At 45.0% G+C, this 14,839-nt stretch carries 12 protein-coding genes; 7 read left to right on the top strand and 5 right to left on the bottom strand.

What is annotated here, in order from left to right; translation table 11 throughout:
- Positions 1-170 precede the first annotated feature (170 nt).
- Positions 171-2,162 carry a methyl-accepting chemotaxis protein gene (locus AB4371_RS10650; RefSeq protein ID WP_017068093.1) on the bottom strand — a complete coding sequence of 664 codons (1,992 nt, stop codon included), beginning with the start codon at positions 2,160-2,162 and terminating at the stop codon, positions 171-173.
- A gap of 277 nt (positions 2,163-2,439) precedes the next feature.
- On the opposite strand from AB4371_RS10650, the gene hinT reads away from it, so the two are divergent.
- The 7 genes from hinT to AB4371_RS10685 all read left to right on the top strand — a co-directional run bounded on the left by hinT (position 2,440) and on the right by AB4371_RS10685 (position 9,048).
- On the top strand, positions 2,440-2,790 hold the full coding sequence (hinT, locus tag AB4371_RS10655) for a purine nucleoside phosphoramidase (protein WP_017060220.1): 351 nt from the start codon (positions 2,440-2,442) through the stop codon (positions 2,788-2,790).
- Positions 2,791-3,086: 296 nt separating this feature from the next.
- Positions 3,087-4,478, top strand: coding sequence for a COG3014 family protein (locus AB4371_RS10660; protein ID WP_372149680.1), 1,392 nt, complete (start codon positions 3,087-3,089; stop codon positions 4,476-4,478).
- The gene (locus tag AB4371_RS10665) at positions 4,478-4,861 is read left to right on the top strand and encodes a YcfL family protein (RefSeq protein WP_017060222.1); all 384 of its coding nucleotides are present in this window, start codon (positions 4,478-4,480) and stop codon (positions 4,859-4,861) included. Before AB4371_RS10660 ends, AB4371_RS10665 begins: the two co-directional genes overlap by 1 nt.
- Positions 4,862-4,947: 86 nt before the next feature.
- Positions 4,948-5,538 carry a penicillin-binding protein activator LpoB gene (gene lpoB / locus AB4371_RS10670; RefSeq protein ID WP_017060223.1) on the top strand — a complete coding sequence of 197 codons (591 nt, stop codon included), beginning with the start codon at positions 4,948-4,950 and terminating at the stop codon, positions 5,536-5,538.
- A 205-nt stretch (positions 5,539-5,743) separates the two neighbouring features.
- On the top strand, positions 5,744-6,598 hold the full coding sequence (locus AB4371_RS10675) for a phosphotransferase (protein ID WP_372083358.1): 855 nt from the start codon (positions 5,744-5,746) through the stop codon (positions 6,596-6,598).
- Positions 6,599-6,706: 108 nt separating this feature from the next.
- Entirely contained in the window at positions 6,707-7,246 is a 540-nt protein-coding gene (gene ycfP / locus AB4371_RS10680) for an alpha/beta hydrolase YcfP (RefSeq protein WP_009847155.1), read from the top strand.
- Positions 7,247-7,758: 512 nt separating this feature from the next.
- Complete coding sequence (locus AB4371_RS10685) at positions 7,759-9,048, top strand: NAD(P)/FAD-dependent oxidoreductase (RefSeq protein ID WP_009847154.1); 1,290 nt, start codon at positions 7,759-7,761, stop codon at positions 9,046-9,048.
- Between the two features lie 111 nt (positions 9,049-9,159).
- On the opposite strand, the gene AB4371_RS10690 is transcribed toward AB4371_RS10685, so the two are convergent.
- The 4 genes from AB4371_RS10690 to AB4371_RS10705 all read right to left on the bottom strand — a co-directional run bounded on the left by AB4371_RS10690 (position 9,160) and on the right by AB4371_RS10705 (position 14,711).
- Positions 9,160-9,705: a GNAT family N-acetyltransferase gene (locus AB4371_RS10690; protein WP_017060225.1), complete on the bottom strand. Its 546-nt coding sequence runs from the start codon at positions 9,703-9,705 to the stop codon at positions 9,160-9,162.
- 137 nt (positions 9,706-9,842) lie between these two features.
- On the bottom strand, positions 9,843-10,610 hold the full coding sequence (locus AB4371_RS10695) for a peptidoglycan binding protein CsiV (RefSeq protein ID WP_017065298.1): 768 nt from the start codon (positions 10,608-10,610) through the stop codon (positions 9,843-9,845).
- Positions 10,611-10,673: 63 nt separating this feature from the next.
- Positions 10,674-14,135 (bottom strand): transcription-repair coupling factor, encoded by a 3,462-nt coding sequence (gene mfd / locus AB4371_RS10700; RefSeq protein WP_372149683.1) that lies wholly within the window; start codon positions 14,133-14,135, stop codon positions 10,674-10,676.
- 6 nt (positions 14,136-14,141) lie between these two features.
- Entirely contained in the window at positions 14,142-14,711 is a 570-nt protein-coding gene (locus AB4371_RS10705) for a hypothetical protein (RefSeq protein ID WP_017065300.1), read from the bottom strand.
- Positions 14,712-14,839: the final 128 nt, after the last annotated feature.

The raw sequence follows: 14,839 nt of genomic DNA on the forward strand, positions 1-14,839 counted from the left end.
TAAAGGTGAAAGAAAAAACGGGAAGCAGCAAGCCTTAATAATCATATAATGACAAAGCTCATAAAAAACAAGGGCAACCCTTGATAAAAGTTGCCCTAGCTCAATTAGTTACCACTATTGGGTAAGAAGTCTCAACAATCTCACTAAATATCTATCGATTCTTCATTTATCTATAGTTTGAATTGATGTACTAAATCACCTTGCTGATTCGCCAAAATTGTTAGGTTTTGGCTGGCTTCTGCAATTGAAGACATCGCTTGGTAACTCTTATCTGCGATATGGTTGATGTCTTCGATGTTGCGTGCAATATCACCAGACGTTTCACTCTGCTCAGCGGCTGCTTGAGAGATGTGTGTACTCATGTGGCTGATCTCTAGAATCAAGGCTTGGATCTCTTCCATCGCACTGTTTGCACTTGAAGCTTGTTGAACCGACATGTCCATATCGCTCATACAGCTTTCAATAACGTTGCTTGCCGTTTTCGAGCTTGATTGCAGATTGCTGATCATAGTCTCGATTTCAGAGGTTGATTGAGTGGTCTTCTGTGCTAGCACTCGTACTTCATCGGCAACGACTGCAAAACCACGACCTTGTTCACCTGCACGCGCTGCTTCGATTGCCGCATTAAGTGCAAGTAGGTTGGTCTGTTCAGCAATACCACGAATAACGTCAAGGATTGAACCAATCTGGCTACTCATCTGTTGTAGCTCGCCTACAGCGCCCACTGATTCAGTAAGGCGAACTTCAAGCTGATTAATGGTGCTGATGTTGGTGTTCATGATCTGACGACCAGACTCAGAAGCCGATTCTACTTGTTGAACCATGGTGAGTGAGCTTTGCGCGCTGTTCGCCACTTCTTGTACAGAATGAGACATCTCTGTCATTGCGGTCGCAACAGTCGCGGTTTGCTCACGTTGGCTGTTCAATTGAGCCTGCGTTTCAGATGACGTCTTCTGGTTGACGCTTGCAGTCTTAGTTAAGTCATCTGAAGCATCATTCAACTTCACAAGGATATTGTGCAGGTTGTCAGCCAAGGTGTTGATGTGACGGCTCACGCGGCTGAATTCGTTGTCGTAGCGAATATCGATACGCTGAGTCATATCACCTTCAGTTAGACCTTCTAATGTACCGAGGATGCGAGTTAATGGCTCTCGTACGCTGTGTGCAATGTGGTAACCAATCGCAGCAGCGAACACAGTCACAACAATGCCAATGGCAATCGCGTTGAATAGGCCTTTGTCGTAGATGCTGCTTGCGTCAGCGAGTGATGAGTTAAGTTGCTCTTCAGCGGTCACGTTGAATGAGTCCAAAACAGCCATCGCTTGGTCAACTTCTAGAGCTAGGTTAGCGATGTTCACGTACAACGCTTGTTTGGCTTGTAGGTAGTTATTGTGTTTGTCTAGTACGCCACCTTTCTGACCAACGTCTTTGGTGAACTTCTGAACCGACTCATCGAAGACATTTTTAAGTGCTGGTAGTTGTGTTGATAGACCTCGATAAGCGTAGTTAAGATGAGTAACGGCCTTTTTGTTTTGGTTAAGGGCTTTTTGAACGAAGGCAACATCAGAGCTAGCAAGTGCATCAGAGGTAATAACTTCTGCGTCTTGCAGTTTGATGAAGTAGCTCTTTGCCATCACTTTTACAGAGATGCTTTTTTGGTCGGCAACGTACTCTTTCATACCAACGGTTAATTCTGAATGTAAGCGTTGGAAGTCACGAGACGCTTTTTGTACTTGTTCTTGTGCTTCGAACATCGCGACGTAGTTGTTCATCGCTTCGTCAGCTTCGGCGAAGTAGCGTTCTTCCATTGCTCTTAATTGCGCGATACGTTCAACAAGTGAAGCATTGTTTTGGCTTGCCGCTTCTAAACTACCGAGAACTTCTGAAAACGAGTTTTGTGATGCAGCAAATTCTGTACGCATTGCAGACATGCGTTCAGCGTTTTGTGTGGTTAAGAAATCTTTGAATGACTTATCAGCAGAAAGCAATTGAACACTCGTTTGATTTGAAAGCGCGACAAGTGGTAATGAGGTTTCTGAGACACTCTCAAAATTGCTGTGTATCTGATTCATGCTGTTCATCATGATGGTTATCGTGACTGCGAACATGATGATGATCAGTGCGAAACCAGCGTACATACGCTTGATCACAGATCCCTTCATGGCTTTCTCCCTAAATAAAAATGCAGACCTAATGTCAGGTCAAAGTAAAACTAACAAAATTATCAGCATTCTATTGAGCTCGGCTTACGCATTTTATGACGCACACGTCAAAAATAGCGCTCAGTTATAACCAACATGCCATTCTTGAGAGCTAAGGCTCGTTTTCTTTGATTTGAACGGTGTTTTTTATTATGCTTTAAAGCAGATTTATTGTGGTTTGATGCGGCATAGCGCATACTCAAAGCATTAAAAAATAAATGTTTTATCGGAGAGAAACATGGCTGAAGAAACCATTTTTACTAAGATCATCAACAAAGAAATCCCAGCAGATCTACTATACCAAGACGATTTAGTAACCGCATTTCGCGATATTAACCCTCGCGCGCCAAGCCATATCCTAATCATCCCAAACAAGCTGATTCCGACAACTAACGATGTTGAAGTCCAAGATGAAGCGATGATGGGGCGCATGTTTACTGTTGCTCGCAAGTTAGCAAAAGAAGAGGGCATTGCAGAAGATGGCTATCGTCTTATCGTGAACTGTAACTCTCACGGTGGCCAAGAGGTTTATCATATTCACATGCACTTGGTTGGCGGCCGTCCACTTGGCCCCCTATTAATGAGCTAATAAAAAGTTAATGAGCTAATGAAAAGCTAACGAGTTAATGAAAGCTAATGAGCTAGTTTAAACGCGCTCATTAGTGGGTTAACACAAGTAGTTAGTTGGAAAATTTGTAGTTTGTATGCCAACTTTAAGTTCTATCTGTTGTCTGAATGTCGGCATCGCTTAGGCAGAGGCTAAATAAGTAGGGTTTCAACTGGCTTGAGATCCTTTTTACAACGCGTTTCGTTTTGATAATGAGACCATTAAAGGTCAGCAGACCCTAATAAAGTTGGCATTTTAAACATGCACGGAGACGATAAGTGAAGCAACAGTTTAGATTCGCTTCCATTGCCCTGTTATCGGCGTTGACCGTAGGTTGTGCGAGTATGTCTGCAGGAAGCCTGTTCAGTCATTACAGCGCACAAAACAAAGCGATCTACCAAGCCGTTAAATCTGGAGATTATTCAGAGGCTCAGCAAGAGCTACCAGATTACGCGGCAGGTGACATCCTTGATAACTTTGAAAGAGGCAGAATTAATCTGCTGGATCAAAAATACCCTGAGAGTAAGACTTCGTTTGAAGTGGCTGATCAGGCGGTTACTGAGCAGCAACGCAAAGCCGTGATCTCAATCTCAGACAGTGCAACCAGTGTGGGTGCGTTGGCTGTGAATGACAATATTACCGAGTATGTGCCAGCCGATTACGAGTTGGGCTTTCTTCATCTGTATCTCGGTTTAAATTACCTCAAGAAAAACGATTTAGAAGGTGCGGTGATCGAAATGCGTCGCGCCAACCAAGTTCAAGAACAAGCGAAGAAGCAACGCGAGGCTGAGTTAGACAAAGCAGCCAGCGATGCGAAGAAGCAAGGCTTGTCTGCCAATGTGGGTAGCATCCTTGCCAATTACCCTGATGCGGGTAAGAAACTGCAGTCAGTACAGAATGCGTATCTGATGTTCTTGTCTGGTCTGCTTTATGAAGCGTCAAATGATTTAAACAGCGCCTACGTTGACTATCGTCGTGCTTTGGCTGTGATGCCAGATAACCAAGAAATCATCGATAGAACCATGGCAACAGCCGCTCGTTTAGGGTTGCGACAAGATTTAGCAACATTAGAAAAACGCTATAAGCAATCTTCTAAACTTAGTGCAGGTGAAGGGCGAGTGATTGTTCTTCAAGAGCAGAGCGCTGTGCAAGCTATGGACAGTTGGCGACTGGATTTGCCTGTTTATGACAGTCGCGATCAGGGGGCAATATACTCTCTTGCGCTGCCATATTACCCAAGTCAAAACGTAGAGCGTTTTTCTGCCTTGCGAATCAGCGGACAGCCGCTACAAGAACATTTGATCACTGATGTAAACGCGATGGCGCAGAACGATCTATCGGAACGTATGACTAGCATTGTTATTCGCCAAGCGCTACGTGTAGTCGCGAAAGATCGCATTCGAAAAGAAGCAACCAAAGGCGATGATGTCGGTAATATTCTGTTCAACGTGTGGAACACACTGACAGAGCAACCAGACACTCGCAGTTGGCAATCATTACCTGCAGAGATTAAGAGCAGTACGTTTGTAGCAAATAGCGGTCAATATACGTTGGAAGCGGGCGCTAAAACGTACGACTTTGATATTCGAGAAGGGCAGACCACCTTGGTGTGGATTTCTCGACAAGGAAACAATGCAACAATGTGGCATAAACAGCTAGGGAGGCTGTAATGAAAAAGTGGTTAGTGAGCTTAGCAGCGGTTATGGCTCTGGCTGGTTGTGCTGATAATACAGCTGGCGTAAGGGTCGATAGTCTGACTCAGAACGTTTTCTTTGGTGACAAGGTATTGGGCAGCCGTTTACAGGTTGAAGATATTCGCACCGATCTGGTCGACGGTCATACGCGAGGAATCGTTCGTTTAAACAGTAACTATAAAGGCGATCAACATATTCTTTATCGTTTTTACTGGTACGACGATGCCGGGCTTGAGGTCAACCTTAAACAAGGTCCTTGGAAGCAAGCGATTGTTCGTGGTTTTGAAAGTATTTCGTTGTCGGAAGTGTCGGTAAACCCGAAAGCGACTCAGTTCAGAGTCCAGTTCCGAGAGCAGTAAGTTAGATTAAACGGGTCTCATGATTCGTAAATACAAGAATTTAAGAGTGTGGGTAACCCCGCTCAGTGATAAGTTGAGGAAACAAAATGAAAAAGAGTGTCATTGCGCTACTAGGTTTAGCGGTTATTTTAGGCGGTTGTTCAAACAAGGTAAGCTACGGTGATGCACAAGCAGTAGAAACCACGACAATCGATTTCGGTTCAACTGACCTTCAAACGATTGCGGGTGAAATGGTCGATAGCATGATGGCGTCTGGTTCTGTGTCTTACATTACTCGTGAACAGCGTCCAATCGTGTTTGTAGAGCGAATCAAGAACAAAACAAGTGAGCACATCGATACTGAGTCAATCACTGACACTATCAGTACTAAGATGCTGAACTCTGGTAAGTTCCGTTTCGTTGATATGGACCGTGTAGAGTCTGTTCGTGACCAATTGAACTTCCAAAACAACGATGAGCTTGTAAACCAAAGTTCAGCGATTCAATTCGGTAAAATGGTTGGTGCTCAGTACATGCTGTACGGCAACCTATCAAGCATCGTTAAGAAAGCGGGTAGCGATGAAGACGTATACTACAAAATGACGATGCGTCTAATGGATCTTGAGTCTGGCTTGATTGAATGGGCTGACGAGACTGAAATCCGTAAGCAACAATCTAAGAGCCTACTAGGCCTTTAATTTCGCTTACTTGCCAACTATGCGCAGCCGGATTTGACAATGTCTAGTATTGGCGGCGCTTAATCTTGACAGCGTATAGCTTGGTCACACGCCAATGCAGTGCATGATGTGCTGTTTATGAAGAGACACTGGCTTTTGGTCAGTGTCTTTTTTGTAGGGAATGAAGACGTTTATAGGGCAGTTAAGACGTTTATAGGGAGTAAATATGGCAATTTTTTCTTGGTCTGAGGCTAAGCTTCTTGATACCAGTTTGAGTTCGCTTGACGGTTACTTTTCTGAGCCTCCAGTTAGAGCACAGACATTAACAGGCGGTTTGACCAATCGATGTTGGAAGTTGGTCGATGCCGATGGTACTGCGTATGTTTGGCGGCCAACCACACCTATCACCAAAGCGTTCTTCATTTCTCGCCATGAAGAGTACCAAGTGCTGTCTGCCATTGAGCGACTCGGTATCGGGCCAAGCCCAATGGTAGTGAATGAGCAGGGGTTACTGGTTGAGTGGATTGCGGGTGAGACACTTTACGAAGATCTAGAACTCGATGACCTGTTGAAAACGCTGACCTCTGTTCATCTGGTTAATACTGCGCGATTACCACTGCAACCATTCAGTTTCACGGCGCGAGTCGACCATTACTGGCTGCAGCTTGATGCGATTCATAAGACCGAAGCCTGCACTAAGATTTATCAAGAGTGGCGCGTGGCTCCGAGTATTACCAATGTTGACCTGTCTTTGTGCCATTTTGACTTAGGTGGTTATAACCTAGTGAGAAACAGTGACTGCATTAAGATTATTGATTGGGAATACGCTGCGCTCGCAGACCCTAGGCTCGATTTAACATTAACCATTGCGGTTGCTGGCGCGCCAGTCACAGAAGCGGTTGAGAAGTACTGTCAGCTGCGAGGAATCCATGATGTTCAGCCTTGGCTTGATGGTGTAGAAGCATGGTTACCAAGAAGCCAGATGATGGCGATGCTATGGTATTTACTTGCTCATCAGCTTTGGGGCGATGAAAGTTATCTACGTGAAGCGGAGGCTCTGAGTCACACTTTATGTAGCTAGGATCACGTTTAGGAAGTGAAAAATATAATTTCTCAGCTGTTACCTTTAAAACCTTGTTTTTCGTGTTAGATTGATCAAAACGTACCAATATTCAACGGGGGAGGTACAATGATTATCTATCTACATGGCTTCGACTCAACAAGCCCGGGCAATCACGAAAAAATACTGCAGTTGCAATTCATTGATGATGACGTTCGTTTCATCAACTACAGTACTTTGCATCCAAAACACGATATGCAGCATCTGCTAAAAGAAGTGCATAAGGTGATAGAGCAATCCGATGATCCGCATCCCATTATTTGTGGTGTAGGTTTAGGTGGTTTTTGGTCTGAGCGTATTGGTTTCTTATGTGGGATTAAGCAGGTGGTGTTCAACCCTAATCTGCACCCTGAGAACAACATGGTAGGTCGAATTGACCGTCCAGAAGAGTACGAAGACATCGCAACTAAATGTGTTGCTCAGTACCGTATGAAAAACAAAGGACGCTGTTTAGTGGTGCTTTCTCGTGAAGATGAAATTCACGACAATACCAAAACAGCTGCCGCGCTAGAAGATTACTACGATGTAATCTGGGATGAGAAAGAGAGTCATAAATTCAAAAAGATCTCTCAACATCTTCAAGCAATGAAAGCGTTCAAAAACGCTTAATCAATCCAGATGTTTTATAAAAGCAGTGCTCAATGAGTGCTGCTTTTTCACATCTGAATCTTAGAGATTGGTATTGATAAAGTAGTTGTATATGTTTTATCGGTCGGTTTGTGCATTTATAGATCAGTTTGCTCAAACGTTAACTAATTAGTCGCGAATCCTCATTGAGGGTAAGGATTTTTTTGTTGCGGTCATCTTTTTGCTATATATAATGTTCCCAAGCAAAATATTTTGACAAATATCAAAAAAAATTGAGAGCGAGTGAAAAAACTTGCCCATAATTTGTGTTCTGCCTCTCAGGTAGTCACCTTTTATATCCACGTGAGCAAAGCAACAAACCATTATTTGTTGTTTGTAACCCCTCTAACTACTCGGTGAGCTGTCGTTATTCTTTTTCGCGGTAACCCAATTTGTAACAGCCTTCGCATTCAAGGCCGAGTAGATACATAGAATTTATCGGTTGGAGTAATCGAGCCGAACCCCATTTATTCATTTTGTAGAGGATTGTCATTGTGACAAAAATTATCGTAGTAGGCGGCGGTGCTGGTGGTTTAGAACTAGCCACTAAGCTAGGCCGCACTTTAGGTCGTAAGAAACGTGCCCAGATTACTCTGGTAGACCGTAAAGCAAGCCACCTATGGAAACCATTACTTCATGAAGTAGCAACGGGTTCATTGGACGAGGGTGTTGATGCGTTAAGCTACCGTGCGCACGCAAAAAACCATTACTTCGATTTCCAAATGGGCAGCCTGAACGACATCGATCGTGAGCGTAAAGTGATTGCACTAAGCGAGCTTACAGACGAGCACGGTGAACTGCTGATGCCAAGCCGTGAACTTGAATACGATATTCTAGTGATGGCGCTAGGCTCAACGTCAAACGACTTCAACACTCCAGGCGTTCGTGACAACTGTATTTTCCTTGATAGCCCAGAGCAAGCACACCGTTTCCGTACAGAAATGAACAATCAGTTCTTAAAGCTTCACGCTAAGAACGGTCAAGGCACGGTAGACATCGCGATTGTTGGTGCTGGTGCAACTGGTGTAGAGCTTTCTGCAGAGCTACACAACGCCGTTAAAGAACTTCGTACTTACGGCTTCGGCGACCTAGATTCAAGCAAGCTGAACGTAAACCTAGTTGAAGCGGGTGAGCGTATTCTTCCAGCTCTACCTCCTCGTATTTCAAGTGCAGCACACTCTGAGCTAACCAAGCTTGGTGTGAACGTTCGTACGAATACGATGGTGACTCAGGCGGATTCTGACGGCCTAACAACCAAAGATGGTGACAAGATACCAGCTCAAATCATGGTATGGGCAGCAGGTATCAAAGCACCAGATTTCATGAAAGATATCGGTGGTCTTGAAACCAACCGTATCAACCAGTTGGTTGTGAAGAACACGCTGCAAACAACACTGGATGACAACATCTTTGCAATCGGTGACTTGGCGCAATGTACACAAGCAGACGGTTCATTCGTTCCGCCACGTGCACAAGCGGCTCACCAAATGGCAAGCTGTGCATTCAGCAACATCATTGCTAAGTTGAACGGTCGTGACCTGAAAGACTACATCTACAAAGACAAAGGCTCGCTAGTTTCACTTAGCCGTTTCTCTACGGTAGGTAGTTTGATGGGTAACCTGACGAAAGGCTCGATGATGGTCGAAGGTCGTATTGCTCGTGTGGTTTACATCTCTTTGTACCGCATGCACCAGATGGCGCTTCACGGCTTAATCAAAACATCACTGATGATGCTGGTTGGTCGTATTAACCGTGTACTTCGTCCAAACCTAAAGCTTCACTAATCAGGTAAGCCTTCTCAGAGCATTACGCTGATAATAAAAAAGAGCTCTTCGGAGCTCTTTTTTGATCGTGTCGATTATGGATTATCGCAGGTGTTGAACTCATTTCTGCTGTTAAGACGTTGGAGGTAGCACAGAATAAACCACGCCATCTTTCGGCTTACCGTTAAACAGAAATCGATTCTGGGCAATGGTTTCTCGCTCAGCGCCACACTTCTCGATCAACTTTTGGCTGGGTAGGTTCTCGGTATCGCAGACAATCTCCAAACGCGTTAACTTGAGTTGCGCGAAACAAAATTCAAATAGGGCGAACATCGCTTCTTTGGCGATCCCTCTCCTTTGAAAGTCATCACCGACCCAATAACCTAAACTCGCCATATTAAAGGTGTGGTAAAGCTCATTAATGGCAACCATACCGACTAACTTATCGCTTTTTCGTTCAAAGATGCCAAAGCCAAACGCATCGGCTTTCACCCAGTTCAGGCGAGTTGCCAGAATAAATTTCTCGGCCTCGACGATAGAAAACTCTTTATGACACCAGTCGACCCATGGCAGCAAGCTAGGGGAGGACTTAACCAGCTGAGAAAATTCTTGAGCATCTGAGGCCTCAATGATTTTAAGGCTAAGATTTTGTGTGTTGATCTGAAATTCAGGGCTCATAGAGCGTACCAAGTAACGTGTAAGTACTGAGCAAAGAGAGTCAGTACAGAATAAAGATAGATAGCACTTAATAAAACGCCCTCACTAGGAGGGCGGATTGAATTATTTATATAATTATAGCCGAATCGGCAAGTAATTTACTGCGCTACACGTCTAACTTGAATCACCATTCCAAGAAGTGGGTGGTCAAGGTAATGAGTTTCTGTACTGCGCATACGACGTTTTTGGTCCATGCGGTAGCTCTTAAGGAACTCTTGGACTTCAACCGTCGGAGAAATTTCAGTTAGATTGCCCACCTGGACGTTGCTTTCTGCGCCACTTACTGGTGAATCTAGCTCAATTTGTTGCTCTTGTAGAGTCACTTCACGAACGCTTGGCGCTTTTAAATCTAATGTCGTTTCAGCGTATAGGTAGTGCTGAACGTAGATTTGCAGCTTGCCGTCTAATTCGTAGAGTGGCTTATCAATGGTCTCTTCTTGGAACCCATCAGCGCTGCCTGCAGTGATTGCGCCTTTTTCAGAGCCATCAGCATTAAACTGTTTAGAGAAATCTTTACCTGCTTGAATATGGAAAACAGGTGCCGAGCTCTTACCTTGGTCGCCTTGACGCCAAGCGGTATGCATCAGAACTTCAAAGCCAGCGTGTTTACGTAGCTTGTCTTTCTGAGGCGTTAACTTGTATTCCGAGTAAGGTAGCATTTGAACGCCTTTCTTTGCTCGGTATTGGGTATCTTGAAATGAACCAACGCGTTCAAGTGAAATCTTAGGCTGTGTATTTGGCCAAGATTCGTTCACCTTCTCTGCATCAACAGCGCGCTTAAAAATGATCACTTCTATATCAAATTGTCTCTGTGCCAAACTTGGCAGTGAGACGAACAATAGTAGCAGTGGGATCAGTCTTTTCATTTTTACTCCGTCTTCCAGCCGAACTACCGGCTGGATAATTTATATGTGCAAGTGGATTGGGTCTTATGCTGAAGGCAGCAAGTTTTGTCTGAATTCGCCCAATAAATCACTAACAAATTGAATTCGTTTCCGTCTGTCGATCAATGGTATCGTAAACTTGAACTTTGTTGGTCCTTCCATTGAAAACTTTTGCGGTTGAGATTGCAACAGTTTAACAAGGTAGGTCGGGTTTATGTCAGCATCCGGGTAGAATTCTAAGAATCCACCCTTATCGTGGGCTTCAATTTTCTTCGCTTTGATAGACGCTGCGGCTAATTTTAGCTCAGAAACTGATAACAAGTTCTTGGTTGCATCAGGCAGAAGGCCGAAGCGATCAATCAGCTCGACTTTCAACTCTGCCAATTCGTCGGAGTCACTCACACTCGCAATACGCTTATAGGTAGACAAACGTGTATTGATGTCTGGGATGTAGTCATCTGGTAATAGTGCTGGCAAACGCATCTCAATTTCAGTTTGTTCACGCAGTAGGTCATCAAGCGATGGCTCTCGACCTTCCTTCAATGCTTCAACCGCTTGTTCAAGCATCTCCATGTACAAGGTGAAACCAACTGACTGGATTTGACCACTCTGTTCATCACCTAACAGCTCACCCGCACCACGAATCTCTAAATCGTGAGTTGCTAAGGTAAAGCCTGCGCCCAAGTCTTCGAGCGAAGCAATCGCATCCAATCGCTTGATCGCATCTTTGGTCATTGCTTTAGGGTGTGGCGTTAACAAGTAAGCATAAGCTTGGTGGTGCGAACGACCTACACGACCACGTAATTGGTGCAGCTGTGCTAAACCAAGGTTATCGGCTCTGTCCATCAAGATGGTATTTGCCGTTGGTACGTCGATACCGGTTTCAATGATGGTTGTACACACCAGTAAGTTGAAGCGCTGGTGGTAGAAATCATTCATGATGCGTTCCAGTTCGCGCTCTCGCATCTGGCCATGAGCTACAGTCACGCGCGCCTCTGGAATCAGCTTTTGCAATGACTCTGCTGTTTTCTCAATCGTGTCGACTTGGTTGTGTAGGAAGTAAACCTGGCCACCACGCATGATTTCACGCAGCACCGCTTCTCTGACGATGGCATCATCACTCTCGCGAACGAAGGTTTTAATTGCCAAGCGTCGTGCGGGTGGTGTAGCGATGATCGAAAGGTCACGCATGCCACTCATTGCCATGTTCAGCGTTCGCGGGATCGGTGTCGCAGTAAGCGTTAGAATATCGACATCCGCACGCATCGCTTTCACTTTCTCTTTCTGACGCACACCAAATCGGTGTTCTTCATCGACAACCAGCAAGCCAAGGTCTTTAAACTTAATATCACTGGAAAGTAGCTTGTGAGTACCCACTAAGATATCGACCTTACCGTCGGCGACATCTTGCATGATCAACTTCTGCTCTTTAGCTGATTTGAATCGGGATAGAACCTCAACACGAATCGGCAAGTTGGCGAAACGGTCACGGAAGTTCTCGAAGTGTTGCTGAGCAAGTAGGGTAGTAGGAACTAACACCGCCACTTGTTTACTGTTATCCGTACAAACGAATGCTGCGCGCATTGCGACTTCTGTTTTACCAAAACCAACATCACCACACACTAAGCGGTCCATGGCTTTTGCTTGGCACATGTCAGACATCACCGCATTGATTGCCATCGCTTGGTCATCGGTTTCTTCAAATGGGAAGCCAGATTTGAAGGTTGCGTATTGCCCGCGATCTAAAACAAATTTATAGCCAGGTTTAAGCTCACGCTTGGCGTAAACATCCAGCAGCTCTGCAGCAACGTCACGTACTTTTTCAGCGGCACGCTTACGCGCTTTTTGCCACGCCTCACCACCGAGTTTATGCAGTGGTGCAGAATCTTCAGCGCCGCCAGAGTAGCGCCCGATTAAGTTCAGAGAAGCAACAGGTACGTAGAGCTTGGCATCATTTTGATACTCAAGCGTTACGTATTCTGTTTTCATACCACCCGCTTCAAGTGTTTGCAGGCCGATGTAACGACCAATACCGTGGTCAATATGAACAACAGGTTGACCCGGTTTAAGTTCGGCTAAGTGACGAATGACAGTGTCGCTGTTAACACTTTTTTTGTCTTTCTTACGGCGCTGAACAACGCGATCACCCAACAGGTCGCTTTCACAGATAAGGGCGATGTTTTGCTCTTCATGGATAAAACCGTGTTCAGCAGAGCCAAGGATGAGGCTGAACTTGTCTTTGCCTTTAATTGAGGCATCGAGGTTTTCAACTTCGCTTGGTCGTACTTTAATACCACGAAGCAGTTCACTCAGCGCTTCACGACGACCTTCTGATTCAACCGAAAAGACCACTTTTCCTTCGAAGGCTTCAGTGAACTTTCTTAGGTTTGCGAGTGGTTCTTTATTCTGATGCTGAACACTGAGATCAGGAAGAGACACAACCGGAAGGTTGGTACGTCCAGCTTTCTCTTCAATTGAATCTAAGCTCAGATTGACTTGTGGCTTCTGTTTGAAGTGAGCAAACAGCTCGTCTTTCTTCAGCCACAGTTGTTCAGGCGTGAGAAGTGGCCGTAATGGGTCAACACCGCGCTGTTCGTATCGATGAGCAACGTCCGTTAGGAATGAGTCTACTGCAGTCTCGACATCACCTAGAATCAGCAGTTGCGCTTCATCGGCAACGTAATCAAACAAGGTTTCTGTGTGATCGAAGAACAGCGGTTGCCAGTACTCGATACCAGCAGGCCAAGTACCCTTAGAAACCTGCATATAAACCGATTCTGGTTCGCGGCGCGCATCAAACTGTTGGCGCCAACGAATACGGAAATCTTCAATCGCCGTTTCCGAGGTTGGGAATTCGTGAGCAGGCAGCAGGCGGATCTCAGAGATGTCTTCGATAGAACGCTGGTTTTCAGGATCGAAAGTACGAATAGTGTCGATTTCGTCATCGAAAAAATCGATTCGATACGGGTCTTTACTGCCCATTGGGAACAGATCGAGAATAGAACCACGACTTGCGTATTCACCGGGGCCAAACACTTGATCAACGTAACGATAGCCTGACTTTTCAAGCTGTAGGCGCAGTTTCTCAAGCGAGTAGAGATCGCCCGTTTTCACCATTAACGTGTGTTGTAGCAAAAAGTCTCGCGGTGACTGGCGTTGCAATAACGTGCTGATCGGAACGATCGTGATGCCATCTTTTAGTGTTGGCAGTGCGTAAAGGCGTGCGATACGATCTGAGATGATCTCTTGGTGCGGCGAGAAGCTATCGTATGGCAGCGTTTCCCAGTCAGGGAATAATGCGACTTCATGTGCCGTAAACTGTTCAATTTCAGATTGCAGCTTAAGAGCGACTTGTGGGTCTGGCACTGCTAGTACTGTATGGCTGTTGTGTTGCTCTGCGAGTTTGGCAATGGCAAGAGCGAGAGACGAACCGACTAGGTTACCGATGTGCTTTTTGTCACCGGCACCTTTAAGTTTAGGTAGTGTAAATATGGATTTTTTGGTCATGTTAATTTACTTGTTATCTCGGTCTAGAGAGCGTTGACGCAAGAGTTTCTGTTGTTGATAAAGTGCCGCTTTAATTAGCAGGTCTTGGTCGGTATCGCGAAGATGAGCGTATTTAAATTTGATTTCGAAACCTGAGTCTTTCGCCTCGCTAGCAAATACTTCTGCGTAGCAATAAATGGCTGCAGCTGGGTGCTCTAGAAAAAGTTTGGCTTTTACTAAGCGACCCGGTTCGATGTCTGCTTTTGAAAAGCAGGAAAACTGACTCGCACCAAATGAATAGGTGTGAGTGCGAAATTTCTCATCATCTTGCTGCGATAACATAAAGCTCAACAAGAGGTTTAATTTTGAGTTTTGTGCATCCAATAAACTGGTGACATTCTTCAAGTCGCTGTTTTTCAGTTCCGCTCGAGCGCTGTCAGCTAACAGATCCAATTGGCTAAATTCACTTGCCACCACAAATGGTGCTGGGATCTCAGATTCGAATTGAATTTGAGAGGGTAAAGTGAAGCCGCTGTCCATTGGTTCAATATTAGCGGTAAGGCTATGGTGAACGGTGAAAAACTCTTGTTCTGTCATGCGTTAGTTCCTTGAAGTGATCTATTGATTATCGCTATGTGGCCGCAGTAATCAAGGTCAGTTAATTGAAAGTCTCAAATAGTTGTTTGAAATTTGGCAATTTGACAAGGTTCTGTTTTTCAAGCCTA

The organism is Vibrio sp. 10N.261.51.A3, from assembly GCF_041471965.1.
GTDB classification, from domain to species: domain Bacteria; phylum Pseudomonadota; class Gammaproteobacteria; order Enterobacterales; family Vibrionaceae; genus Vibrio; species Vibrio crassostreae_C.